At 62.9% G+C, this 23,266-nt stretch carries 23 protein-coding genes; 11 read left to right on the plus strand and 12 right to left on the minus strand.

The window, feature by feature from the left end; all coding sequences use genetic code 11:
* Positions 1–26 precede the first annotated feature (26 nt).
* The 3 genes from TSACC_RS16010 to TSACC_RS16020 form a co-directional block, all read right to left on the minus strand.
* Positions 27–2,231, minus strand: coding sequence for an alpha-galactosidase (locus tag TSACC_RS16010; protein ID WP_084400632.1), 2,205 nt, complete (start codon positions 2,229–2,231; stop codon positions 27–29).
* A 101-nt stretch (positions 2,232–2,332) separates the two neighbouring features.
* Positions 2,333–3,349 (minus strand): LacI family DNA-binding transcriptional regulator, encoded by a 1,017-nt coding sequence (locus TSACC_RS16015; protein WP_075080228.1) that lies wholly within the window; start codon positions 3,347–3,349, stop codon positions 2,333–2,335.
* Between the two features lie 30 nt (positions 3,350–3,379).
* Positions 3,380–4,312 (minus strand): AraC family transcriptional regulator, encoded by a 933-nt coding sequence (locus TSACC_RS16020; protein ID WP_153811478.1) that lies wholly within the window; start codon positions 4,310–4,312, stop codon positions 3,380–3,382.
* Between the two features lie 65 nt (positions 4,313–4,377).
* On the opposite strand from TSACC_RS16020, the gene TSACC_RS16025 reads away from it, so the two are divergent.
* Positions 4,378–6,150 carry an L-fucose isomerase gene (locus TSACC_RS16025; protein WP_075080230.1) on the plus strand — a complete coding sequence of 591 codons (1,773 nt, stop codon included), beginning with the start codon at positions 4,378–4,380 and terminating at the stop codon, positions 6,148–6,150.
* Complete coding sequence (locus TSACC_RS16030) at positions 6,143–6,898, plus strand: class II aldolase/adducin family protein (protein WP_075080231.1); 756 nt, start codon at positions 6,143–6,145, stop codon at positions 6,896–6,898. Before TSACC_RS16025 ends, TSACC_RS16030 begins: the two co-directional genes overlap by 8 nt.
* Positions 6,899–7,057: 159 nt before the next feature.
* Here TSACC_RS16030 and infA read toward each other — a convergent pair whose 3' ends face one another.
* From infA to TSACC_RS16050, 4 genes are all read right to left on the minus strand, one after another.
* A complete protein-coding gene (gene infA / locus TSACC_RS16035) occupies positions 7,058–7,276 on the minus strand; it encodes a translation initiation factor IF-1 (RefSeq protein WP_075080232.1) in 219 nt (72 codons plus the stop codon).
* Between the two features lie 190 nt (positions 7,277–7,466).
* Positions 7,467–8,135: a TetR/AcrR family transcriptional regulator gene (locus TSACC_RS16040; RefSeq protein WP_153811479.1), complete on the minus strand. Its 669-nt coding sequence runs from the start codon at positions 8,133–8,135 to the stop codon at positions 7,467–7,469.
* Between the two features lie 295 nt (positions 8,136–8,430).
* Entirely contained in the window at positions 8,431–8,889 is a 459-nt protein-coding gene (gene sufU / locus TSACC_RS16045) for a Fe-S cluster assembly sulfur transfer protein SufU (protein ID WP_075080233.1), read from the minus strand.
* On the minus strand, positions 8,886–10,109 hold the full coding sequence (locus TSACC_RS16050) for a SufS family cysteine desulfurase (protein WP_075080234.1): 1,224 nt from the start codon (positions 10,107–10,109) through the stop codon (positions 8,886–8,888). The genes sufU and TSACC_RS16050 overlap by 4 nt, the downstream gene beginning before the upstream one ends.
* Positions 10,110–10,212: 103 nt before the next feature.
* Between TSACC_RS16050 and TSACC_RS22155 the strand changes: the two genes are divergently transcribed.
* The 3 genes from TSACC_RS22155 to TSACC_RS16065 are packed head-to-tail and all read left to right on the plus strand — an operon-like array spanning position 10,213 to position 12,167.
* On the plus strand, positions 10,213–10,554 hold the full coding sequence (locus TSACC_RS22155; protein ID WP_075080235.1) for an STAS domain-containing protein: 342 nt from the start codon (positions 10,213–10,215) through the stop codon (positions 10,552–10,554).
* A gap of 6 nt (positions 10,555–10,560) precedes the next feature.
* Positions 10,561–11,325, plus strand: coding sequence for an MlaE family ABC transporter permease (locus TSACC_RS16060; protein WP_075080236.1), 765 nt, complete (start codon positions 10,561–10,563; stop codon positions 11,323–11,325).
* On the plus strand, positions 11,322–12,167 hold the full coding sequence (locus TSACC_RS16065) for an ABC transporter ATP-binding protein (RefSeq protein WP_075080237.1): 846 nt from the start codon (positions 11,322–11,324) through the stop codon (positions 12,165–12,167). Before TSACC_RS16060 ends, TSACC_RS16065 begins: the two co-directional genes overlap by 4 nt.
* 3 nt (positions 12,168–12,170) lie before the next feature.
* Here TSACC_RS16065 and TSACC_RS16070 read toward each other — a convergent pair whose 3' ends face one another.
* On the minus strand, positions 12,171–12,782 hold the full coding sequence (locus tag TSACC_RS16070; RefSeq protein ID WP_153811480.1) for a lytic transglycosylase domain-containing protein: 612 nt from the start codon (positions 12,780–12,782) through the stop codon (positions 12,171–12,173).
* Positions 12,783–12,860: 78 nt separating this feature from the next.
* On the opposite strand from TSACC_RS16070, the gene priA reads away from it, so the two are divergent.
* The 5 genes from priA (at position 12,861) to TSACC_RS16095 (ending at position 19,333) form a co-directional block, all read left to right on the plus strand.
* Positions 12,861–15,080 carry a replication restart helicase PriA gene (gene priA, locus TSACC_RS16075; RefSeq protein WP_075080239.1) on the plus strand — a complete coding sequence of 740 codons (2,220 nt, stop codon included), beginning with the start codon at positions 12,861–12,863 and terminating at the stop codon, positions 15,078–15,080.
* Between the two features lie 8 nt (positions 15,081–15,088).
* Positions 15,089–15,592, plus strand: a complete 504-nt coding sequence (locus TSACC_RS16080; protein WP_075080240.1) for a hypothetical protein — start codon at positions 15,089–15,091, stop codon at positions 15,590–15,592.
* A gap of 61 nt (positions 15,593–15,653) precedes the next feature.
* Positions 15,654–16,343, plus strand: a complete 690-nt coding sequence (locus TSACC_RS16085) for a VIT1/CCC1 transporter family protein (RefSeq protein WP_075080241.1) — start codon at positions 15,654–15,656, stop codon at positions 16,341–16,343.
* A 102-nt stretch (positions 16,344–16,445) separates the two neighbouring features.
* Positions 16,446–17,825, plus strand: coding sequence for a dicarboxylate/amino acid:cation symporter (locus TSACC_RS16090; RefSeq protein WP_075080242.1), 1,380 nt, complete (start codon positions 16,446–16,448; stop codon positions 17,823–17,825).
* Between the two features lie 95 nt (positions 17,826–17,920).
* Positions 17,921–19,333 carry a DASS family sodium-coupled anion symporter gene (locus tag TSACC_RS16095; RefSeq protein ID WP_075080243.1) on the plus strand — a complete coding sequence of 471 codons (1,413 nt, stop codon included), beginning with the start codon at positions 17,921–17,923 and terminating at the stop codon, positions 19,331–19,333.
* Between the two features lie 26 nt (positions 19,334–19,359).
* Here the strand turns inward: TSACC_RS16095 and TSACC_RS16100 are convergent, their stop codons facing one another.
* The 4 genes from TSACC_RS16100 to TSACC_RS16115 are packed head-to-tail and all read right to left on the minus strand — an operon-like array spanning position 19,360 to position 22,053.
* On the minus strand, positions 19,360–20,709 hold the full coding sequence (locus TSACC_RS16100) for a HAMP domain-containing sensor histidine kinase (RefSeq protein ID WP_075080244.1): 1,350 nt from the start codon (positions 20,707–20,709) through the stop codon (positions 19,360–19,362).
* Positions 20,706–21,371, minus strand: coding sequence for a response regulator transcription factor (locus TSACC_RS16105; protein WP_075080245.1), 666 nt, complete (start codon positions 21,369–21,371; stop codon positions 20,706–20,708). Before TSACC_RS16105 ends, TSACC_RS16100 begins: the two co-directional genes overlap by 4 nt.
* Positions 21,372–21,430: 59 nt before the next feature.
* Positions 21,431–21,802: a type II toxin-antitoxin system VapC family toxin gene (locus tag TSACC_RS16110; protein WP_075080246.1), complete on the minus strand. Its 372-nt coding sequence runs from the start codon at positions 21,800–21,802 to the stop codon at positions 21,431–21,433.
* Entirely contained in the window at positions 21,802–22,053 is a 252-nt protein-coding gene (locus tag TSACC_RS16115) for a hypothetical protein (protein ID WP_075080247.1), read from the minus strand. The genes TSACC_RS16110 and TSACC_RS16115 overlap by 1 nt, the downstream gene beginning before the upstream one ends.
* Positions 22,054–22,201: 148 nt before the next feature.
* On the opposite strand from TSACC_RS16115, the gene TSACC_RS16120 reads away from it, so the two are divergent.
* Positions 22,202–23,233 carry an OmpA family protein gene (locus TSACC_RS16120; RefSeq protein WP_075080248.1) on the plus strand — a complete coding sequence of 344 codons (1,032 nt, stop codon included), beginning with the start codon at positions 22,202–22,204 and terminating at the stop codon, positions 23,231–23,233.
* Positions 23,234–23,266: the final 33 nt, after the last annotated feature.

Raw genomic sequence — 23,266 nt, forward strand, 5'->3', positions numbered from 1 at the left:
TACAATTCTCACTCGTCCTTTACGATTCACACCCGCTTGAGGTGCCAGAGTATGCTGTCAAAGTCCTGCTTGAACGATACAGGCAACCCAAGCTCCATGAGGACATCGCCGGGCCATTCGCCCTCAGGTCCATGGACGACGCGATAACGCGCCGTCGGGTCGAGGCCGCGCAGCTTCAGCGGGAGGTGGAGGAAATTCGGCTCGAAAAAGGCCAGGGTGGCCGTCACCACTGCCTCACCGCGATCGGACGAGACGAGTTCCCAGGCGGCGACATGACTCGTGAAAGGATCGCTTAGGCGATGAAAATCCGCCGTGCGCAGGAGGTGGCGAGTTTCTTTCACGAGCTGGACGAGTTCCGTCATTTCCGAGATTTCCGCCTCTGGCAGGGCGGTGAGGTCGAGCTCAAAGCCAAACTGCCCGGCGAGCGCGACATAGCCCCGCGTTCGCAGCGAGGTGGTGCGAAAGACCTGGTGATTCGGCACGGCGGAAACGTGCGCACCCATCGTGCAGGGTGGGTAGACGAGCGAGGTGCCGTACTGGATCTTCAAGCGCGAGATGGCGTCGGAGTTATCCGAGGTCCACGTCTGCGGCATGTAGTACAGGATACCGGGATCGAAGCGCCCGCCGCCACCCGAGCAGCTCTCGAAGAGGATCTCGGGGAACTCCGTGGTGAGGCGGTCCATGAGCTTGTAAACGCCAAGGATGTGTCGATGCGCCACCTCGCCCTGCTGCTCCGCCGGCCAGCCCGCAGAGCCCACTTCGGTAAGGTGGCGGTTCATGTCCCACTTGATATAGCGGATCGGGGCGCTGTGCAGGATCGTGGCCATCTGGTCGCCGATGGCCTGGACGACCTCGTCGCGGGAGAAATCGAGCACGAGCTGCTGGCGGCCCGGGGTGCGACTGCGGTCGGGCATGTGCAGGCACCAGTCGGGATGCGCGCGATAAAGTTCGCTCTCGGCCGAGATCATCTCCGGCTCGAACCACAGTCCGAAGGACAGCCCCTCGTCATTGATGCGCTTCACCAGCGGAGCGAGGCCGCCGGGGAGTTTCTTTTCATCAACGAACCAGTCGCCGAGTGAGGTGGTGTCGTCGTCGCGCTTGCCGAACCAGCCGTCATCGAGCACGAAGAGCTCGACCCCTGTGCGGGCCGCCACGTGGGCGATGGCGACAAGCTTGTCGGCGGTGAAGTCAAAGTACGTGCCCTCCCAGTTGTTGACCAGCACGGGGCGCTCGCGATCGCGCCAAGCGCCGCGCGCCAGACGTTCCCTGTACAGGTGATGGTACTGGCGGGAAAGACCGCCCAATCCCTCGGCTGAGTAGGCCAGCACGACCTCGGGCGTCTGGAATTCCGCGTCCGGCGCGAGATGCCAGGAAAAGCCCTCCGGGTTGATGCCCGAGACGATGCGGGTGTTGAAGACCTGGTCCACCTCGGCCCCGCCGATATGGCTGCCGCTGTACACGAGACTCACGCCGCGCACCGCGCCCGTGGTTTCCGTGGTGGAGGGGTCCAGCAGGGCGAAGAAGGGATTGTACTGGTGGCTGCTCGCCCCGCGCCGGGAGCCGATGAGCTGCGCACCGGAGTGGAGCGGCTGGCGCTCGATCCAGCGTTCCCGTGCCCAGGCGCCGGGCAGGTGGAGCAGGTCAAAAGCCGATCCACGCAGGTCAGCCGCCATGCTGAGCGCGCGCAGAAGCGTCACCGGGGCCGAGCCGGTATTGCGGATGCGAGCCGACCGAGCCACGACATCGCGTCCCGCAAAAACGGTATACAGCAACGTCACCGCGATGCCCCCGAGTTCATCCCGCAGGTCGACCTCCAGCGTTTCCGCTTCCGAGGCATCCTCGACATACGTGGCCGGGAGCGACGGGAGGGCGGGCTTGCCCGCGGTGATGCGATGCCCCGCGTAAAACAGGCGCAGCCCCTGCGTGCCGTCCGCATGGCGCACATCCAGGGCGGGCAGGCGGAAGTCCCCGGTATTCGCCGTCGGGTACTCCAGTCTCAGCAGGTCGAGACCGATCAGGCCGCCGGAGACCTTGGGATGACCCGGGCTGAAGGCGATGTTGCCTCCATCCAGGAAAGCCGCCATCGCCGCACTCGGAGCTACCGGGCCACCCCAGTGCAGGTGACAGAGGAACCCCTCGTCACTGACGCCGAGGACATACGAGGAGGACGGGCCGCCAAGGAAAAACAGTGGTTTGCCAGCGGGAGATTCGACCAAGGAAATGAGTTTCATAGAAAATCGGAGTATCGGCGTATCGGGAACGCGAGCCATCGACTATCACGAAAATCCCGAAGCCGTGTCGAAAAGAAACCGCTCCGCGACAGCGGCAATCTCTAGCGATTTCCCGCCATCCAGCGCGGAGGGACAAATATGGTCATCGGCACCGCCGGCTCCCCGGTTTCGTGCCTCTGAATCGTGCCGACCAGGTGATCCACCGACCAGCGACCCAGCAGATCGTAGCGCAGGTCGACCCTGCCAAAGCTCGGCGTATCACCATCATCGTCGAGATAAACCATGTTCTCATGCGGGAACCAGTCGAAGAACCCTGGCGGCAGCCCGGATCTCGAGAGGACGATCAGCCCGGCAAATTTCCCGTCCTCGTAGGCTCGCCGGAGCTTCTTCACATCGAGGCCGGCCACGTCAAAAATGAGGCCCGCCGCCGCAGCGGGTCCGTCGGGATGGTGGGAGAGGAAGGCTGCACGGCAGGAACGGTCCGAGCGTTGGTCGTAGCGAAAATCCACCAGCACCGCTATGCGCCCGCCAAACCGACGCTTGGCATGGTGAATCGCCAGCCGAGTGGCTTGGAAATGATCAAATCTCACCCGATGAAACGCCGGGGAATATAATGACCAGCCAATGGAGACGCAGGCAAAGTCCTCGAGATTCAGCCGGAGATGAGATTTTCCCGCCGAACCCGCAGGCGAAAGGATCAGCACGCCACGAATGCCCCTGCTGGACAACATCCTCACCATTGCGGTGGGCGTGTGATCCAACAGAGTGAACTCCGAAACGGAGTAGCCCAGTTCCGCCGCACGACGCAACGCATGCCCTCGCATCACGCCGAACTGCGAGTCCTCACGCCCCATCCAGACGTCGCACCAGATAAACGCCAGATTGCCTTGCATCGTCTCGCCCTGGCTCCGCCGGAAGCTCGACATCAGTTGCCCGACGTATGGATTGAACTCATAGCCTAGGTGATGGGCTGCCGCCTCGACCAGCTTGCGCGTCCGGGCTGTGACCAGGGGTGATCCCCGCAAGGCCCGGGAGACCGTGGCCACGGAGAGCCCGCACTCCTCCGCCAGTAGCCTCATGGAGACCGGACGCTGAGACGAGGGAGGTGGTGTGTTCATACGGACTTTCCCAAGAAAAGAACAAGCCGCTTACTCAGGCGAGGAAGAATCTTCACCTTTCCGGGCATCGGGCTGCATACGCCCCAACCTCGAGGGTGAGAGGCCGAAGACGCGCTTCACTGTACGGGAAAAGGTGGATGCGTCGCTGAAGTTCAGCTCCTCCGCGACCTGCCGGGCGGTTTTTGCCGTGTGGCGTAGCAGGTCGACGGCGTGATTCACCCGCAGCCAGAGCAGATAGCGGTAGGGATTCTGCCGCCCGAAGCGCAGGAACAACCGGCACATATACGCCGGGTCGATGCCGCACACCCGGGCCACATCACTCACCGTGACCAACTCCGCATAGCGCTCCTCCATCGTCTCGCGACAGCGTTGATAGGTGGCATAGGCGAGCGAGGCGCTCTCCCCTTCGGGCGTCATCAGGTCGCCAATCTTGAGGATCAAGTATCGCAAAGTATCCGCACACGCCTCCTCGCGATCCGATCGGTCGCCGAAGCCCATTTCGACCAGATCGTCCCAGACCTCACGGATGCGATCAGGCCGCGTCACCGCACACATCCCGCCAAGCTTCAGCCCGCGACGGGCGAGAAGCTTGCGGGCAGCGGCACCGCGCAGCAGGGCAAAGTACTTCACCATCCCACCCTCTCCCGCCGAGATGCGATGGGGTACGGTGCGGTCGTAGACATAAATCACCCCAGTTCGCAGGGGGAACCGCACCCCAGCCAGTTCCGCCTCACCCTCGCCCTTGGCGACAAACTCCACCGTGAGATGCGAGAAACTGGTGCGGCGGACCTCGTAGTCCGCCCGGCATGCCTCCCACCCCGCCCCCGCGACAACCAGCGGGGTGTCGGAGCGCCCCGGCGGCAGGTGAAATCGCCGGGCGTCGGAGACCTGCCGACTATAGTACAGAGGCTCGGGGGCGGGCATTGCCTCATTGTCAGAGAGCGCGACGGGATGGGAAGTCAAAAATTGCCAACTTTAGGTCAATCGCGGCTCTTCCCCGCCAGCCCGCCGGGTGGTGAGATTTCCCCATGTCTACTCCCTCCCATCCCAAGGTCGGTATCCGCCCCACCATCGACGGCCGCCTCGGCGGCGTGCGCGAGTCCCTCGAGGACCAGACGCGCCTCATGGCGGAATCCGCCGCCAAGCTCATCAGCTCCACCCTGCGCTATACCGACGGCACCCCCGTCGAGTGCGTCATCGCCGATACCTGCATCGGCGGCGTGGCCGAGGCTTCGGCATGCGCGGAAAAATTTGCCCGCGAGGGCGTGAAGGTCTCGCTCACCGTGACGCCCTGCTGGTGTTACGGCTCGGAAACGATGGACATGGACCCGCTCATTCCGAAGGCCGTGTGGGGTTTCAACGGCACCGAGCGCCCCGGCGCGGTCTATCTCGCCGCCGTGCTCGCCGGTCATTCGCAAAAGGGCCTGCCCGCCTTCGGCATCTATGGCCGCGAGGTGCAGGATGGCGGCGACAGCAGCATCCCGGAGGATGTCGCAGGGAAGATTTTGCAATTTGTGCGCGCTGGTCTGGCCGTGGCTCAGATGCGCGGGCGTTCCTACCTGGGAATCGGCGGCGTTTCCATGGGCATCGCGGGTTCCATCGTCGATCAGCCCTTCTTTGAGAAATACCTTGGCATGCGCGTCGAGACCATCGACTCGACGGAGATCCTCCGCCGCATCGACAAGGGCATCTACGACGAGGCCGAGTATGAAAAGGCTCTGGCCTGGGTGAAGGCCAACTGCCCCGAGGGCAAGGATTACAACTCGCCATCCACCACCCGCTCGCGTGAGCAGCTGGACAAGGAATGGGAGAGCAGCGTGAAGATGGCCCTCATCTCCCGCGATCTCATGGTCGGCAACCCGAAGCTGGCCGAGAAGGGATTCCGCGAGGAGGCCCACGGCCACCACGCCATCGCGGCGGGCTTCCAGGGCCAGCGCCAGTGGACGGATTACCAGCCGAACGGCGACTTCCTCGAAGCCATCCTCAACACGTCCTTCGACTGGAACGGCAAGCGCGCCCCGTACATCGTGGCGACGGAGAACGACTGCCTCAACGGCGCGTCGATGCTCTTCGGCCACCTCCTCACCAACACCGCGCAGATCTTTGCCGACGTGCGCACCTACTGGAGCGCGGACGCCGTGAAGCGCGTCACCGGCCACACCCTCTCGGGCGATGCGAAGAACGGCATCCTGCACCTCATCAACTCCGGCCCCGCCGCCCTCGACGGCACCGGCGAGCAGCAGATCGACGGCCAGCCCGCGATGAAGCCCTTCTGGGAAATCTCGCAGGAGGAAATCGATGCCTGCCTGAAGGCCACGACCTGGCATCCCTCCATCACCGAGTATTTCCCCGGCGGCGGATGGTCCACCCGCTTCCGCACCCGAGGCGGCATGCCGACGACAATGTTCCGGCTCAACCTCATCGCCGGTCTCGGCCCCGCCCTGCAAATCGCCGAAGGCGTGACGGTCGATCTGCCGGACGACGTGCACTCCATCCTCGACGAGCGCACGAACCCGACGTGGCCCACCACGTGGTTCGCCCCGCGCCTCACGGGCGAGGGTGCGTTCAGCGATGTCTACAGCGTGATGAACGCCTGGGGCGCCAACCACGGCGCCATCGCCTATGGACACATCGGCAGCGACCTTATTAGTCTCGCCGCCATGCTCCGCATCCCCGTCTACATGCACAACGTCTCGCGCGAGCGCATCTTCCGTCCCAGCACGTGGAATGCCTTCGGTACCGCGGACCTCGAGGCGGCCGACTTCCGAGCCTGCCAGAACTTTGGCCCTCTTTATGCCTGATACCGCCCTCGACTCCCTCCTCGCCCTCTCCCACAGCCTCGGTCGACCCGACCTGCAGCTGGCCATCCTGGGCGAAGGCAATACATCCACCCGGCTCGACGCCGACACCTTCCTGGTGAAGGCGTCCGGCTCCAGCCTGTCGACGCTCACCCCCGACGGTGTGGTGCGGTGCTACTCGGCCCCGCTCCTCGCGCTGCTGGATGCGAAGAACCTCTCCGATACGGACGTGGACAACGCCCTGCTCGAGTCGCGTGTCGACAAGAACGCGCGCAAGCCCTCCGTGGAGGCGCTCTTTCACGCCTACCTGCTGTCGCTTCCGGGTATCAACTTCGTCGGCCACACGCACCCGATCACGGCCAATGCCTTCCTGTGCTCCGACCGGGCGCGGGAGTTTGCCAGCACGCGGCTCTTTCCCGACGAGATCGTTTGCTGCGGGCGCGTCTCGGCCTTCGTGCCGTACACCGACCCGGGGCTCGTGCTCTCACAGGCTATCCGCAAGGAGGTCGAAAGCTTCCGGAAGGATGAGGGGGAACTACCCCGCGTCATCCTGCTGCAGAATCACGGCGTCATCACCCTGGGCGGATCGCCCCAGGCCGTGGAGGCCGCCATGTTCATGTGCGAAAAGGCCGCACGTATCCGAGTGGGAGCCGCTGCCGTGGGAGATGTCGTGACGCTCACGGAACAAGAGGTCAATCGCATCGCGCATCGCCCCGATGAACATCATCGTCGCAAGGCGCTGAATATCTGACTTTGCGCCCGCGAGTCGCAGAGAGGGTGGGCCGAGCGCCCACCCTTACGCGACATTCGAAAGTCCGCTGCGAGATACAAACACACTCTCGCCGCCAAGGAAGGGGAACCACGTTCCCCGGAGATGGCCGGAAAACAAACCCGGCCGAAAAAGAAAAAACTAGCCGAGACGATACACGATCCGGGCCTTGCTCAGATCGTACGGGGACATTTCCAGCTTCACGCGGTCGCCATTGAGGAGACGGATGAAACGCTTGCGCATCTTGCCCGAGATGTGTGCCAGCACGGTGTGCTTGTTGGCCAATTCCACGTGAAACATCGTCCCGGGTAGTACGTTCGTTATCCGTCCTTCAACTTCGATCGCTTTGTCCTGTTGCATAGAGATATACCGCACGGCGAAGAACGCATTCAGGCGACGCAGAATGACCTGCTAGATCGACAGAACAACGGGCAGATGAGTGTTGTTGCCAAAAATCCGCTGTGGAAACTTTCCACGCTACCAACGGAATCTCCCCCGTGCGAACGCACAGCATCCCCCCGATTGTCCGGGAATGCAAACGGAAATGCCCCTAGATCGTGGGATTGTGGTCGCTATGGACCGGATACACCCGGATCCCGTTGATAAAGGTCGTGGTGAAGTCTTTGGCCAGTTCGTCGTAGGGGCGGAGGAAATCCGGGTCCTGAAACAGCTCAATGCTCAGCGCCGCGCTACGCAACATGCCGAGAAACGCTTGAGCGCTCATGCGTGGATTGCTCGCATGAATCAGACCTGCGGCCATCCAGCGAATGAACATTCCCTCCAGCACTGCGACAAACCGTGTGACAAACTGCTCGTAAAACTCCCCTGCCAGTTCATGCCCCTCCAGGGCACTCTGGTAATAAAGCCTGAGAAAGGTCGGGTCGTGGGCCTCGAGAAATCTTTGAGCCACGCCTTGGAGCACGATTTCCACGGGGAGGTCGATCGACTCCGGTGCCTGAAAAAGCTCCAGCGAGACCTCCTCCTCGAGCTTGGCTCGCAGGATGGCGGTGTGCAGGTCGCGCTTGGCCGGGAAATGCCGATAGATCAACGCCTCATTGACTCCGGCGCGACGGGCAATCTCCGCAGTCGTAGTTCCTTTAAATCCCTTGCTGGCAAATAGTTCCTTCGCTGCGCCCAAAATGCGATCACGCGTACGAAGCAGCGGATGGGGAGGATTGTTAAGCACGCTCTCCATCACGAGCATAACCTCGGTATGCACATTTCTACCCGCCGGAAAATAAGGGACTTTCCTATCATGGGGCTTTAGGGGGATACGACATCACAAAGCCTCAAAGCACGAGTCATCGCTCGTCGTCCCTTCTTTCCCTGGGTGATCTTCATGCTTTTTGAGACCTGTTGCCTGACTGCACTAACAGATCATACGTAGAGACGTCGAGACTGGAGAAAGGCTCCATTTCAGCGCCCGGCCTGACGGGGCCGGACACGCCAATCTCCAGGCTGCCTCCCCATTCTCCTTACGTACCACCACCCACCGGAGGGCGGCGTCCAGCCTGCTAGCTGGCTGGTTCCTCGGTCGTAACCGATCCCGCATGGGCTTCCAGTGCCTGCTCGAGCGCACGCCACGAAAGGGTGGCGCACTTCACCCGCTGGGGGAAACGCCGCACGGCGGAAAAAATCTGCAAGTCGCCCAGCGTGTCGTTCGACTCCGGAGCCTCGGGCGCGGTGAGCATGTCCTTGAATCCCTTGAGCAGCGCCTCGGCCTGCGCCTTTTCCTTTTTCTTCACCTTCAGCGTGAGGAGCGAGGCGGAGGCCATGCAGATGGCGCAGCCCTGGCCGGTGAATTTCACGTCCTCGATCTGGTCGCCGTTGAGCTTGAGCGAAAGCTCGATCTCGTCGCCGCACGAGGGATTGTCCCCGCGCACGGTCACCGTCGCATCGGGCAGTGGGCCGAAGTTCCGGGGACGCTTGCTGTGGTCCAGGATCACCTCCTGGTAGAGTTCTTCGAGGTTCATGCGAAAAAGGTCTGCACTTTCTTGAGGATTTCCCCCATCCGTTGAATCTCCTCAATCGTGTTGTAAAAGGCAAAGCTTGCCCGGCTGGAGGCGGGCACGCCGAGCTTGCGCAGTAGCGGCTGGGTACAGTGGTGGCCGCCGCGCAAGGCGAGTCCCTCCTGGTCCGCCATGCTCACGACATCGTGGGCGTGGGCCGACTGGAGGGTAAAAGCGACGAGTCCGGCCCGCTGGTCCAGCGGCCCAAGGATGCGGATGCCGGGGATCTGGCTCAATACCGCCAGTCCTTCCCGGGCGAGAAGCTGGTCGTGTTCCCAGATGCGAGCGCGGCCAATACCGTCGATGTACTCCGCCGCCGCCGCGAGGCCGATCGCCTCCGCGATGGCCGGGGTCCCCGCCTCGAAGCGGTAGGGCGACGGCTTGTATTGGCTTCCCTCAAAGGTGACAGTGGAAATCATCTCGCCGCCGCCATGGAAGGGCGGCATCGCGTCGAGAATCTCCCGGCGGCCATACAGCAAGCCGATACCGGTCGGGCCGCACATCTTGTGCCCCGAGAGCGCGAGAAAGTCGCAGCCAAGCTCCTTCACGTCGAGCGGCAGATGCCCGGCACTCTGAGCGGCGTCGACGAGCACGGTGGCTCCGGCGGCCTTGGCCCGGCGCACGAGCTCGGCGGCGGGATTGATCGTGCCGAGGCTGTTCGAGATATGAACGAAGCTGAAGAGCTTCACCCCGTCGAGGAGCTGATCGAGATTGGAAAGGTCCAGCGTGCCCTCCGGCGTCACCGGGATGAAGCGCAGCTTCACGCCGCGCCGCTGGGCCAGGAGTTGCCACGGCACGATGTTGCTGTGGTGCTCCATCTCGGTCAGCAGGACCACATCGCCGGCCTTCAGGTATTCCTCGCCCCAGGCGCGAGCCACGAGGTTGATGCTCTCGGTGGTGCCGCGGGTGAAAATGATCTCCTCGTCCTGCGCGCCGAGGTAGGCGGCGAGGCGGGCGCGCGCGCCTTCATACCCGGCGGTGGCGCGATTACTCAGTTCATGCAGGCCGCGATGCACATTGGCATTGTCGTGCTCGTAGTAATGCGTCATCGCCTCGATCACGCTCAGCGGCTTCTGCGAAGTCGCCGCGTTGTCGAAATAAATGAGCTTCCTCCCGTTGACCTCCTGGTCCAACACGGGGAAGTCCTTGCGGATTTCCTCCCACGATCTTTCTCCTGCAGCCATTTCGTCACCAATAAACCAGATTCACGGCCCCGCACAAGGTGCGACCCTCGACTGGGCGCAAATCAAGCTTCCCTCTGCCGCCCCGCCTCGCTATCTCGCTGGTATGCAGATCGAGAAGTTGAAAGACGACCAGGCAACCACACTCAAGATCACGGGTGAAATCGACCTGCACGCCTCCCCCGCCCTCCGCGCCGAACTGCGCGACTGCGCCTCCGACAAGGCGCCCGTCCTCCTCATCGACTTTACCGACGTCGAGTACATCGACTCGTCGGGTCTCGCCACCTTCATCGAGTACGTACGCGAGTCCTCCTCATTCGGCGGCAAGATCGCCCTCTTCGGCCTGAAAAAGAAGGTGCGCACCATTTTCGACCTCGTCCGCCTGAACGAGCTCTTCACCATCTCCGACACCCGCGAGGCCGCCCTGGCGGCTCTCGCCTCCAAGTAACCGACCGTGGCCGCGTTGCGCCAATTCCTCACGCTCAACGCCCAGATTCTCTACTGGACCTTTATCGCGCCCTTCGTCGGGAAGCCGCCCGTCCGGATCGACGCGATCTTTCAGCAGATGGTCCGCATGGGCGTGCAGGCTGTCCCCATGGCGGCGCTGACTTCCCTGAGCATCGGCCTGACGCTGGCCATGCAGGGTTCGCATGAGCTGGCCCGCATGGGCGCGACCTCATACGTGCCGGATCTCCTCTCGATCACGCTCCTGCGCGAGCTGGCCCCGCTCCTCACCGGCGTCGTCGTCATCGGCCGCAGCGGCTCGGCCATCACCGCGGAGCTCGGCACCATGAAGGTCTCGGAGGAAATCGAGGCCCTCGAGGTGATGTCGATCAACCCGGTCCGCTTCCTTGTCGCCCCCCGCGTGATCGCCATGATCATCATGCTCCCGTGCCTGGTGGTCTTCAGCAACTACATCGGCTTCGTCGGCGGCTGGATCATCTGCAACTTCGCCCTCGATATCAACACGACGGCCTACATCATGCGCCTCGTCGAGAGCGCCGACATGATGGATCTCATCTCGGGCATGACGAAGAGCTTTGTCTTCGGCTGGCTCATCTCCGTCATTTCCTGCCAGAGCGGCCTGAGCGTTACCGGCGGTGCCGAGGGTGTGGGCCGCTCGACTACGAAATCCGTCGTGCTCTGCATCCTCGTGATGCTCGTCGTGAACGCGCTCCTCACCGGCATGTTTTTCATCATCGAGGGCCCCAAGGGATGAGCGAGACCAAACGCGAGACCGTCATCGAGGTGCGAGACCTTGTCCGCAAGTTCGGCAATCGCACCGTGCTCAACGGCATTTCCTTCACCGTCGAGAAGGGCGACACCATGATCATCATGGGCGGCTCGGGGTGCGGCAAGAGCACGCTGCTGCGACACATCATCGGCTCGCTCCGGCCCACCAGCGGATCGATCAAGATCTTTGGCGACGAGACGACCACCATGTCGCCGCAGGAAATGGAGAAGCTCCGCCTGCGCTTTGGGATGAATTTCCAGTTCGGCGCCCTCCTGCAATCCCTCACCGTCGGCGAAAACGTCGCCCTCCCGCTCATCGAGAACAGCAAGGTCGACCCCGCCATCGTCGATCTCGTGGTGAAGATGAAGCTGGAACTCGTCGGCCTCACCGGCTTTGAAAACCTCAAGCCCGCCGAGATCAGCGGCGGCATGCGCAAGCGCGTCGGCCTCGCCCGCGCCGTCGCTCTCGACCCGGAACTCCTTTTCAGCGACGAGCCGACCTCCGGCCTCGATCCCATCATGACCGCCGTCATCGACCAGCTCACGATGGACCTGACGCGCAAGCTCCACATGACCGCTGTCGTCGTCACCCACGACATGGCCAGCGCCTTCCGCATCGGCACGAAGATGATCGTCCTCGGCGCAGGCAAGCGCGCCGGCATGGTCATCGCCCACGGCACACCGGATGACATCAAGAACAGCCCCGACCCCGAGGTGCAGCAGTTCATCCGCGGCGAACCCGACGGCCCCGTCCCGCTCAAGCTCGCCCCCGAGGATTACATCGACCGCCTCCTCGGCCACGACCGCGACAAGGGCCTGTCGTATTAATCGCTACCGGTCCGTAAACTCGCCGCGTTTTCGGTAGAAATCAGACCGCGAGATGATCATCGCGATGTAGCTCTTCGTCCCGGGAAAATCCATCGCATCCTGCAAATCCTTCGCGTCCGCGGTGGAACCCTGGCCGGAATCTTTCATCCAGCGATGCACCCGACCCCGACCGGCATTGTATTCGGCCAGCGCGAATGGCACCGGGTCATCCTTTTCGGACCAGTGATCCAGAGCGCGACGCAAATACCACGTGCCGACCTCCATGTTGACCTTGGGATCAAAAAGCATCGTCGGGACAAAGCCCTCGACCTTGCCAGCCTTGGCCCAATCCGCCGCCGCCACCTCGGTGATCTGCATGAGGCCGCGCTCGCCCTGGCTGCCCTTCTTCGTGGTGTCAAACCGGCTTTCCTTCCAGATAATCGCCTTGATCAGCTCGGGCGGGATGTTGCGCTGCTTCGAGACCTCGATAATAAGGCCGTCGTATTTGTCATACCGCCCGAGGCTCAGCAGTTCGTGGGCAGTATAGCGCGGGTCGTCGCTCGCCATGCTGATCACTGCAAACGCAGCAACCGCCAGCACCACAACGACAGCCAATATCGTGACAACAACCTTCACGCGTCCAAAGATACCACGCACCCATCCCGTCGCATCAATTCCTTTTAGAAACGCCCCATCCTTGGTTTAACTCCCGGGATGCCGTCCTTCGCCCGCGTACTCCCCGACAAGGCGGGCGACCGTGCCCTCGACTACATCATCCCGCCCCACATGGCGGAGATGGTCGCCCCCGGCTCCCGCGTGAAGGTGCCCCTGCGCGCCCGGCTCCTCCAGGGCACCGTGCTCGAGGTGCTGGAGGACAGCGATGTGCCGGGTCTGAAGGAGATTCACGAGGTCATGGGCGGCCAGCCGCTCATTTTGCCGAAACTCTTCGAGCTGGCCCGGTGGATTTCCGACTACTACTGCTGCTCGCTGGAGGCCGCCATGTCCTGCCTGCTCCCGCAGGTCGTGCGGCAGGCCCAGGTCTCGGCGAAGAAGCGCAACTTTGCCCGCGCCCTGCGCGAGATCACCGACGACGACCTCGAGAAGCTCGCTGCAAAAGCGCCTCGGCAGGCGGACGCTCTGAATGCCGTCCAGCAGGCCGGGAAACCCACCGCCATCACCGAGCTTTGCCAGACCGCCGGGGTAAGCGAGGGCGTCTTTCGCACTCTGGAGGAGAAAGGCTGGATCGCCATCGAGCAGGAGGAAGTCGCCCGCGATCCGCACGCCGGGGATACCTTTATCCCGACGCAGGATCTGGAGTTGAACGAGGAACAGGCCCTCGCTCTGGAAGCCGTGAAGGTCGCAATCGCCTCGCCGACGCCTCCCCGTCCCATCCTGCTTTTCGGCGTGACCGGCAGCGGCAAGACGGAGATTTACCTGCAATCCATCAAGGCCGTCCTCGCCCAGGGCCGCAGCGCGCTCGTGCTCGTACCAGAGATTTCGCTCACGCCGCAGACGGTCGAGCGCTTCAAGGCGCGCTTCGCGGCTCTCCAGCAGGAGGTCGCCGTCCTGCACAGCCATCTCGCCGCCGGGGAACGCCACGACGAGTGGTACAAGGTGCGCAGCGGCAAGGCCAAGATCGTCATCGGAGCGCGCAGCGCCGTCTTTGCCCCTCTGGAATCGCCCGGCATCATCATCGTCGATGAGGAGCACGAAAGCTCCTACAAGCAGGAGGAGACGCCCCGCTACAACGCCCGCGATGTCGCCGTGCTCCGCGCCCAGCGCGAGGGATGCCCCATCGTCCTCGGCAGCGCCACGCCCTCGATCGAGAGCTGGCACAATGTCCAGAATGGCAAGTATCAGCTCGTCCGCCTCGCCCAGCGCGTGGACGACCGCAAGATGCCCGTCATCCGCATCGTGGACATGCGCAAGACGACCAAGGGCGGCGAATCCGCTTTCTCCCCCCCGCTCGTCACCGCCATCGAGAGCCGCCTGAAAAAAGGCGAGCAAACCATCCTCTTTCTCAACCGGCGCGGATTCTCCACCACCATGCTCTGCGAGGTGTGCGGCCATGTCTGCGAATGCCCGAATTGCAGCGTCGCCCTCACCTACCATCGCGACGCCTCCCAGCTCGCCTGCCATATCTGCGGCCACACCGAGCGCGCGCCCAAGGTCTGCCCAGAGTGCCGCGACCCCGGCATCCGCCACGCCGGCATCGGCACCCAGAAGGTCGAGGACATCGTGCGCAAGATTTTCCCCAAGGCCCGCATCGCACGCATGGATGCCGACGCCATGAGCCGCAAGGACGCGTATCGTCTCACTCTCGGCGCCTTCAAGAAGGGCGAGATCGACATCCTCGTCGGCACCCAGATGATCGCCAAGGGCCTGCATTTCCCGAATGTCACGCTGGTGGGCATTATCAATGCCGACCTCGGCCTGCACGTACCGGATTTCCGCGCCGGGGAACGCACCTTCCAGCTCCTCACCCAGGTCGCGGGTCGTGCCGGACGCGGCGAGATGGAGGGAGAGGTGCTCGTGCAATCCTACACGCCGACCAGCCCGTCCATCCAGTTTGCCCGGCACCATGATTTCGAGGGCTTCGTCGAGCAGGAGATGGAGTTCCGCGAGCGCTTCCACTTCCCGCCCTTCTCCCGCATGGTGCTCGTCACCGTGCGCAGCGAGAGTCGCGAAAAGGCGGAGTTCACCACCCAGACCTTCGTCCGCCGCCTCCGCGAGGTCACGCCCGAGGGAATCGCGGTCAGCGAAGCCACCCCCGCCCCGCTGGAAAAGGCCAAGGGCTACTACCGCTTCCAGACCGCCCTGCGCGGCACCTCGACCCGCGCCATGTCCCGAGCCGTCCAGACCGTCCTCCACGCCCTCCCGCTCCCCGAGGACGTCTTCATCGTCGCCGACGTCGACCCGGTGCAACTGATGTAACCGCCTTTATGAAAGCATTCCCCCTGCTCGTCTTTCTCCTCACCCTGGCCTCCCCAATCCACGCCCAACTCGCAGCGCTGGAAACCCTCGTCCGCCAGTCCGACGACATCGCCATTGTCACCGTGGAAGAACCTGCTGAAGGATTTTGGGGTTCGGCTCCTATTAGTAACCAGGATCAGGTTTTCTACTGGCAGGACAGTATCGTCCGCGTCGTCGTGCAGGAAACTCTGAAAGGCGATCTCAAGCCCGGCGCCAAACCGCTGATCAGCCTCCGCATCCCCAACCAGCCAGCTTCTGAGGAAATGACCGCTCCCTACGCCAAGGGAAAAAAGGCTCTGGTCTTCCTACGAGACCGGAGTAAATCCGAAACCCACAGCGGCGCCTCGCTCAACGACGAACCCGTCCAATACCTCACCTTCGATCCGCTCTTTTCCTGGATGTCATACAGCCGTCCGCTGGAACTCGCTACGCGCAGGCTGCTTTTCGGATCAAACGTCTCCCTCCCCGACTAGACAGCCTGGGGATTTCCCGATTCCGGTCGACAAAAAACGGGAGGCCGTTACGGTCCGGCTCATGGCGCATGAGGAACATCATCGCATCAATCGCTCCGGGTGGCTGCGCGCCGCCGTGCTGGGCGCGAATGACGGCATTCTGTCCACCGCCAGCCTCATCGTAGGCGTGGCAGCGGCGAACTCGACCAAGTCCAGCATCCTTCTCGCCGGGGTCGCCGGCCTGGTCGCCGGGGCCATGTCCATGGCGGCCGGGGAGTACGTTTCCGTGAAGTCGCAGGAGGATACCGAGAAGGCCGACCTGAAGATGGAGGCCGACGCCCTCGCCAACGATCCCGAGGAAGAGGAAGCCGAACTCGCCGCCATCTACCGGGATCGCGGACTCGATGAAAATCTCGCCCTCGAGGTTGCCCGCCAGCTGATGAAAAAAGACGCCCTCGGCGCGCATGCTCGCGATGAAATCGGCATCACCGAGGAGCTGAGCGCGCGCCCAATCCAGGCCGCCATGTGGTCGGCCACCGCCTTTGCTTCAGGAGCCATCGTTCCGGTCGTCACCGCCATTCTCGCTCCTGCCGGGATCGTGGTTTGGCTGGTGCCGGCGACCGCCATCACGCTGCTGTGCGCCCTGGGAGCCGTCGCCGCTGCGGCAGGTGGGGCGTCGATATGGCGCGGAGCCTTGCGCGTCTGTTTCTGGGGCAGCTTTGCCATGGGCCTGACGGCTCTGATTGGCAAACTCTTCGGCATCTCAGCGTAGAGCCGCCTCTCCGCGCAGGGAGAAACCTGAAGAAAAATTCAGGTTCCGTTCAGAATCTTTTAAGCATCGGGAGTCATGGTGCGAGGCAGACAAACCTCCCCTATGCATACTCCCTCCGCGTCCGAGTCGTCGGCTCCCGCCGTCCCCCCAAAGCCCCGCAAATTTTACCAGTCGCTCTATTTCCAGGTCATCGTCGCGATCGTCCTGGGCGTGCTGCTGGGCCATTTCTTCCCCGCCACGGGTGAGGCGATGAAGCCCTTTGGCGAAGGCTTCATCAAGCTGATCAAGATGATCATCGCCCCGATCATCTTCTGCACCGTGGTCATTGGTATTGCGGGCATGGAGGACATGAAAAAGGTCGGCAAGACGGGCGGCCTCGCCATGCTTTACTTTGAGATCGTGAGCACGCTGGCCCTGGTGGTCGGCCTCGTCATTGTCAATGTCGTGCGCCCTGGCGCGGGGATGAACATCGACGCCGCCAGCCTCGACACCAAGGCCATCGCACAATTCACCGCCCCGGGCAAGATGGAGGGCACGGTCGACTACATCCTCCACATCATTCCGACCACAGTCTTCGACGCTTTCGCCAAGGGTGAGATCCTCCAAGTGCTGCTCGTATCGGTGCTCTTCGGTTTCGCCCTGCATCGCTTCGGCGGGCGCAGCTCGATCGTCTTTGAACTGATCGAGAAAACCTCGCACGTCCTCTTTGGCATCGTTGGCATCATCATGAAGGTCGCTCCGCTCGGCGCGTTTGGCGCGATGGCTTTCACCATTGGCAAGTACGGTACGGAGTCGCTCTTTTCGCTGGCGAAGCTCATGGGCTCGTTTTACCTCACGTGCCTCATCTTCGTCTTCCTCGTACTCGGCACCATCACGCGTCTGCACGGCTTCAGCATCTGGAAATTCATCAAGTACATCAAAGAGGAGCTCCTCATCGTGCTCGGCACCTCATCGTCGGAATCCGTGCTCCCTCGCATGATGAGCAAACTGGAGAACCTCGGCGTGAAGAAATCCACCGTCGGCCTCGTCATTCCGACCGGGTATTCCTTCAACCTCGACGGCACCGCCATCTACCTGACCATGGCCGCCGTGTTCATCGCCCAGGCCACGAACACCCCGCTCGACCTCACCCACCAGCTCACGCTTCTCGCCGTGCTGCTCCTGACCTCGAAAGGTGCCGCGGGCATCACGGGCAGCGGCTTCATCGTGCTGGCGGCGACGCTTTCCGCCGTGGGTCATGTGCCGGTGGCGGGCATCGCCCTCATCCTTGGCATCGATCGCTTCATGTCCGAGGCCCGCGCGCTGACGAACCTCGTGGGCAATGGCGTCGCCACCGTCATCGTGGGCAAATGGTGCAAGGAGGTTGACGAGACCCGTATGCGCCAGGTCCTCGACTCCGCTTCCCCCGCAGCTGCCACACCGACCGCCCTCCCCGCCGCAAAGGCTCCGGAGGAAAGGCTGGTGGTTTCCCCCGCCAGCTAGCCAGATGCCAGAACCGGGAGCGTTCCGGGTGGAAATTCCCGGAACGCTCTCATTGCTCCCGGCCCGCCAGAGGCTAGAGTATTTCCATCAGACGCATGGCGGCAGCGCGGCCAACCCCAGCAGTCCTCCGATGGGCGATCATCCTCCTCCCGGGAATCGTCCTGTACTTCGCGCCCGTCGCGGAGCTCGCGTCGAACCAGCGCCAGCTCCTGGCGATCTTTGTCTCCACCATCCTCGCCCTCGTCGTGCGGCCCGCGCCCATGGGCGTGGTGGTCCTCATCGCCATGACGCTCATCGCCCTCACGGGCACCCTCCCGCTGTCGCAGGCGCTATCAGGCTTCTCCAGCCCGACGGTCTGGCTCATCTTTTCCGCCTTTCTCTTTGCCCAGGCGGTCACGCAGACCCGGCTGGGCCTGCGTATCGCCTATTTCTTCATCAGCCGCCTCGGCAGCACGGCACTCTCGCTCGGGTACGCCGCCGCGGCATCGAATCTCGTGCTCTCGCCCTTCGTGCCCTCGGATACCGCGCGCGGCGGCATCGTCGCCCCCATCCTGCGCAATGTCGCCCAGGTGCTCGGCTCGGAGCCCGGCCCGACCTCGCGGCGCATCGGTGCGTATCTCACGCTGGTCGGGTTTCATACGAACTACCTCGCCTCCGTGCTCTTCCTCACCAGCATGGTGGGCAATCCGCTCATCGCAAAGTTCGCCCTCGACATCGCCGGGGTCGAGCTGACCTGGATGAAATGGGCTCTCGCCACCTGCGTTCCCGGCATCGTCTCCTTCGCCCTCATTCCGTGGATATTGTATAACCTCACCCCTCCGCAGCTTCAGGAGACGGGCCACGCGCAGGCCTTTGCCCGGGGAAAGCTCGACGAACTCGGCCCGCTCAGCCGCCAGGAGATCACGCTGCTCGTCATCCTTTTCCTCGTCATCCTCGGCTGGATCACCTCACCCTGGCACGGCGCGGGCAATACGGTCGTCGCCCTCACCGGCGTCTCCGCCCTGCTGCTCACGCAGGTCTTGAAGTGGGATGAACTCCTCGGCAACCGCCGCGCCTGGGAGGTGCTGGTGTGGTTCGCGCCTCTGCTCATGATGGCCGACGAGATGAGTTGGCAGGGGACGTTCAAGGTGCTCTTCGACGATGCCTTTGGCCATCTCGCAGGCTGGCCGTGGCCCTTTGCCATGGCGGTGCTGGCGCTGCTGTACTTTTACGCGCACTACGGCTTCGCCAGCCTCACGGCGCAGATTTCCGCACTCTACCCGGCCTTTCTCGGTGCAGCCGTCGTCCTCGGCGTACCGCCCGCCCTCGCCGCCTGGACGCTTGCCGTCTTGTCCAATCTCAACGCCGGACTCACCCACTACAGCACAGGCTGCGCGCCCGTCTACTTCACCGGAGCCTACGTCTCGCAGAGTACATGGTGGAGCGTCGGCTTCATCATCTCGGTGGTGAATCTCGCCATCTGGATGGGCATCGGCCCGCTCTGGTGGAATCTCGTGATCTTGCGTTAGGTCGGCCTAGAAAATATGCTCCAGGGCTAATCCACCGCCTGCTCGCGCTCGCTCGGTCGGTCGGCCACACGCGGCGCACCGCCGAGCGGCACCTCGCACACCACGCGCAGGCCCCCTTTTCGCTCGCCTGCCCCGGCATGGATCGCTCCGCCATGCATCGCCATCACGCTCCGGCAGATTGCCAGTCCCAACCCGGAACCCGACCCGCGCTCTGCTGCATCGTCGAGCCGCACAAATCGCTCAAATATCCGCTCCCGCTCCACCTCTGGCACCCCCGGCCCCTCGTCCTCCACGGTCAGCCGCCACGCATCGAGAGTGAATTCCGAGTCGAGCGTCACCAGCGATCCACGACCGGAATACCGAAAGGCGTTTGTCAGCAAATTCAGCAATGCCTGGCGCATCCACTGCGCGTCAAACGCCACCTCCCCCTCCGGCTCGATGTGCGCGCGGAACTGCACCCCGGCCTGCTCGGCCAGCAGTGCGGCATCTTCCGTCAATTCATCGAGAAACTCCCGCGGATTGCGCCGCAGCAGCCGTGGCCGGATCGCCTGCGCCTCGGCCCGGGAGAGAAACAGCAGGTCCTCGATGATGTGCTGCATGCGGTTGATCTCCGCCAACTGCTCCTGCACGGCCTCCTCCTGCTCCGCGCCGAGGCGTCCGTCGCTTAGCAACTTCTCCGCCTGGAGACGCAGCAGGGACAACGGGGTCTTGAGCTCATGCGAAGCCTCAGCGCTGAACCGCCGCACCTCCTCAAAAGCCGTCTCCAACCGGTCAAACATTTCGTTGAGCAGCTCCGCCAGCGACGCGATCTCATCCTGCGAGTCGCCGACCGGAATGCGCTCGCTCAGGTTGTCGAGGCGGATGCGGTTGGCCGTCTCCTGGATCGTCCGTACCGGCCGCAGCGCCGCACGGCTCAGCGCCATGCCACTGATCAGGCTGATGAGCAGCACGAGACAGACAAGAACGAGGCTGATCTCCGCATACCCCAGCATCACCTGCCGCACTGGCTCCAGCGGCACCGCCACCTTCACCGTCGCGCCGTCTTTTTGAAAGACTCCCACGCGATGCCGCCCGAGCGTACCGATCGTTACCGTATTGCCTAACTCCGGCAATACCGTCACTCCCAGCGCCGCCGAACGGTAAAGCACAGCGCCACCTGCATCGCGCACCTCGACGAGGAAGCCCGGCGACTCCGCCCCCGGCCGGGGCAGCGAACCTCCGGCCACCAGGCGGTGAAACTCTGCCGCGTTCTGCAAATCCACGCCGCGCACGAGGTGGCGGTTCAACAGGAAATACCCCGCCGCGAGGAGACCGAAGAGCGTTACCGTGGAGACAAGGGAATACCACAGCGCGAGGCGGGCTCCCAGCGTTCTCATAGGAGCTGATACCCCACGCCGCGTTGTGTCTTAAAGAGCGGCTCGCCGCCGGGCGTTTCCAGCTTCGCCCGGAGCTTGCTCATGTAGACATCGAGGAGATTGGTATCCACGTCGTAGTTTGACTCCCAGATCTTCTCGCAGATCAGCGTGCGAGTGAGCGTGCGCCCTGGGTTGCGCAGGAAGGTCTCGAGCAGCGCAAACTCGCGGTTCGTCAGGTCGAGCGGCCTGCCGTGCAGCGACACCGCGCGGCCCACGAGGTCCATGCGTAGCGGCCCATGCTCCAGCACCGTATCCTTTGATGCCGACTGCCGCCTCAGCAGCGAGCGGACGCGGGCGAGGAGTTCCTCCAGGCTGAAGGGCTTGGCCAGATAATCATCCGCGCCGAGGTCGAGCCCCCGGATGCGATCCTGCACCGCATCGCGCGCGCTTAGGATGAGCACGGGTTCGTTGAATCCCGCCCGCCGCCATTCCCGCAGCAAATCCAGCCCGTCACCATCCGGCAGTCCGAGATCGAGAATGATCGCATCCTGCGCAGCCTCCGCCAGCGCATCCCGCGCCTCCGCGCATGTACGAACCCACGTCGTCGTGTAGCCATGCTCGGCGATGGCCTTTTTCAGGAACCGCCCGAGCCGCTCCTGGTCTTCAACAATCAAGATTTTCACGATGGGGAACGCCTCAAAATGTCCCCCCTTTTCCCCCGATTCGCTAGGAAAAAGTCAGGCTACCGGGATTCGAAAGGATCTATAAGTCGCAAGCCTTCCACCCATCGAAAATCTTCCACGTTACGGGTCACCAGCTCGCATCCGGCCTCGATAGCAGTCCCTGCAACGAGGGAATCGCCAAGTCCCATTTTCCGCCTCTGTCGCAGAGCTATTGCTCGATCAGTGATTTCAGTCGTAATGGGTATGACAAGCAGGGCATCCAAAAAACCAGCAAGATCACGCCTTTCATCTTCTTTTAGCAGATGATACCCGAGAACCTCCACCCGCGATATCTGCGAAACGGCCAACGGCTCAGTTTCCAGCCACTCTCTCAGCCATTCATTTTCAGAGAGGGTCGCGTAAATGATGATGTTGCTATCGAGCAACCTCATTACTCCCGCCCGGGCAAAGTACGATCCTGGCGGTTTTCACGCTCCCAATTCGCCGGGTTTGCGATGCTGGAAACTCCCCCACGCGCAGAAATCTTTCTCAGGAAATCGATCGCGTGCGCGGAAGGCTTCGCCTCAGTCACTTTGGTCAGAGTCGCCACGATCATGACCTTGCCGTGCCGCAATTCCTCGGGCAACGGGAGATGCACGCTGCCATCGGCGTCGACATCGAGTATCGCCTGAATCGTGCTCATCCTTTCTTATATATCACTATATACGGGAGTCAGCAAGCCCGCCGGGCAATCCACAGCACGCCATAAAGGCCTCCGACTCATTTCCGAGCCTTTGCTCAAGGGAATCCCGGCCTTGACGCCCGGGAGGGAATCCGCCACAGGAAGCGATATGCAGCTCCACACTGTATTCTCTCTCGCGGCCGCCATCGGCCTTCTCACCGCCCTCCCCGCTTCAGCCGCCGATGTAAAAGGTGCGAAAGACCCCGATTTTCTCAAACGCATCACCGGGTCGGAGATCATCTGGTACGGGTTTGCGAAGTTTGACGAGATGCCGATAGCGCTGGAGAAGGTGCAGTTTGACTACGGCACCTCCGCCTTCAAGGACACCAAGAAGCAGGTCGTCGAGGGCCAGCGCACTACGATCTACTACAAGCTCCCCGGCGACGCCTCCACCCTCGAGGCGGTGCGTCAATACCAGGAGCTGCTTGGCGAGGCAGGTTACAAGACGCTCTTCACCGCCGCCGATGACAACCTCGACGACGGGTACAACCGATTCGTCGCCCAGATCTTCCCGCAAGCCAAGAAAACCGAAGGCCTCCAGTACCTGCATGAGTTCAACCACAGCCAGCAGCGGTACGCCGCTCTGGAGGGTACGGGACCGAATGGTGCGCCGATTTACATCAGCCTCTACGCTTTCCTCATCAAGGACGGCTCGGGCAGCGGGTACAGCACCCTGGCCAAGGAGCACGATATCCAGAAGGGCAACTGCATCCTCCGCGTCGACGTCCTCCAGACCAAACCGATGGACCAGCGCATGTCCGTAGTGAAGGCCGCCGAGATCGAGCAGACCATCGCCAAGACCGGCCGCATTGCCATCTACGGCGTGTACTTCGACACCGACAAGGCCGACATCAAGCCGGAATCCGACGCCGCCCTCACCGAAATGGCCACCGCCATCAACGCCGCGCCCGGCAAGAAATTCCTCATCGTCGGCCACACTGACAACCAGGGCGCTCTCGACCACAACCAGGAGCTCTCCAAGCGCCGCGCCGCCTCCGTCGCCGCTGCTCTCGCGGCAAAATACAACGTCCCCGCCTCTGCGATCATCCCCGTGGGCGTCGGCATGGCTGCCCCCGTCGCACCAAATACCGACGACGCGGGGCGCGCCAAGAACCGCCGCGTCGAGATCGTCGCTATGTGAGACCGCCCGTCCGGGCGTGCCACTGATCCCGCC

This window comes from Terrimicrobium sacchariphilum (assembly GCF_001613545.1).
In the GTDB taxonomy this organism is placed as follows: domain Bacteria; phylum Verrucomicrobiota; class Verrucomicrobiia; order Chthoniobacterales; family Terrimicrobiaceae; genus Terrimicrobium; species Terrimicrobium sacchariphilum.

What these genes read in the sequence shown, in the direction of transcription:
- TSACC_RS16010 (WP_084400632.1), bottom strand. Translation starts at nt 2,231, where the DNA reads ATGAAACTCATTTCCTTGGTCGAATCTCCCGCTGGCAAACCACTGTTT.
- TSACC_RS16015 (WP_075080228.1), bottom strand. Translation starts at nt 3,349, where the DNA reads ATGAACACACCACCTCCCTCGTCTCAGCGTCCGGTCTCCATGAGGCTA.
- TSACC_RS16025 (WP_075080230.1), top strand. Translation starts at nt 4,378, where the DNA reads ATGTCTACTCCCTCCCATCCCAAGGTCGGTATCCGCCCCACCATCGAC.
- TSACC_RS16030 (WP_075080231.1), top strand. Translation starts at nt 6,143, where the DNA reads ATGCCTGATACCGCCCTCGACTCCCTCCTCGCCCTCTCCCACAGCCTC.
- infA (WP_075080232.1), bottom strand. Translation starts at nt 7,276, where the DNA reads ATGCAACAGGACAAAGCGATCGAAGTTGAAGGACGGATAACGAACGTA.
- sufU (WP_075080233.1), bottom strand. Translation starts at nt 8,889, where the DNA reads ATGAACCTCGAAGAACTCTACCAGGAGGTGATCCTGGACCACAGCAAG.
- TSACC_RS16050 (WP_075080234.1), bottom strand. Translation starts at nt 10,109, where the DNA reads ATGGCTGCAGGAGAAAGATCGTGGGAGGAAATCCGCAAGGACTTCCCC.
- TSACC_RS22155 (WP_075080235.1), top strand. Translation starts at nt 10,213, where the DNA reads ATGCAGATCGAGAAGTTGAAAGACGACCAGGCAACCACACTCAAGATC.
- TSACC_RS16065 (WP_075080237.1), top strand. Translation starts at nt 11,322, where the DNA reads ATGAGCGAGACCAAACGCGAGACCGTCATCGAGGTGCGAGACCTTGTC.
- priA (WP_075080239.1), top strand. Translation starts at nt 12,861, where the DNA reads ATGCCGTCCTTCGCCCGCGTACTCCCCGACAAGGCGGGCGACCGTGCC.
- TSACC_RS16080 (WP_075080240.1), top strand. Translation starts at nt 15,089, where the DNA reads ATGAAAGCATTCCCCCTGCTCGTCTTTCTCCTCACCCTGGCCTCCCCA.
- TSACC_RS16085 (WP_075080241.1), top strand. Translation starts at nt 15,654, where the DNA reads ATGGCGCATGAGGAACATCATCGCATCAATCGCTCCGGGTGGCTGCGC.
- TSACC_RS16090 (WP_075080242.1), top strand. Translation starts at nt 16,446, where the DNA reads ATGCATACTCCCTCCGCGTCCGAGTCGTCGGCTCCCGCCGTCCCCCCA.
- TSACC_RS16095 (WP_075080243.1), top strand. Translation starts at nt 17,921, where the DNA reads ATGGCGGCAGCGCGGCCAACCCCAGCAGTCCTCCGATGGGCGATCATC.
- TSACC_RS16100 (WP_075080244.1), bottom strand. Translation starts at nt 20,709, where the DNA reads ATGAGAACGCTGGGAGCCCGCCTCGCGCTGTGGTATTCCCTTGTCTCC.
- TSACC_RS16110 (WP_075080246.1), bottom strand. Translation starts at nt 21,802, where the DNA reads ATGAGGTTGCTCGATAGCAACATCATCATTTACGCGACCCTCTCTGAA.
- TSACC_RS16115 (WP_075080247.1), bottom strand. Translation starts at nt 22,053, where the DNA reads ATGAGCACGATTCAGGCGATACTCGATGTCGACGCCGATGGCAGCGTG.
- TSACC_RS16120 (WP_075080248.1), top strand. Translation starts at nt 22,202, where the DNA reads ATGCAGCTCCACACTGTATTCTCTCTCGCGGCCGCCATCGGCCTTCTC.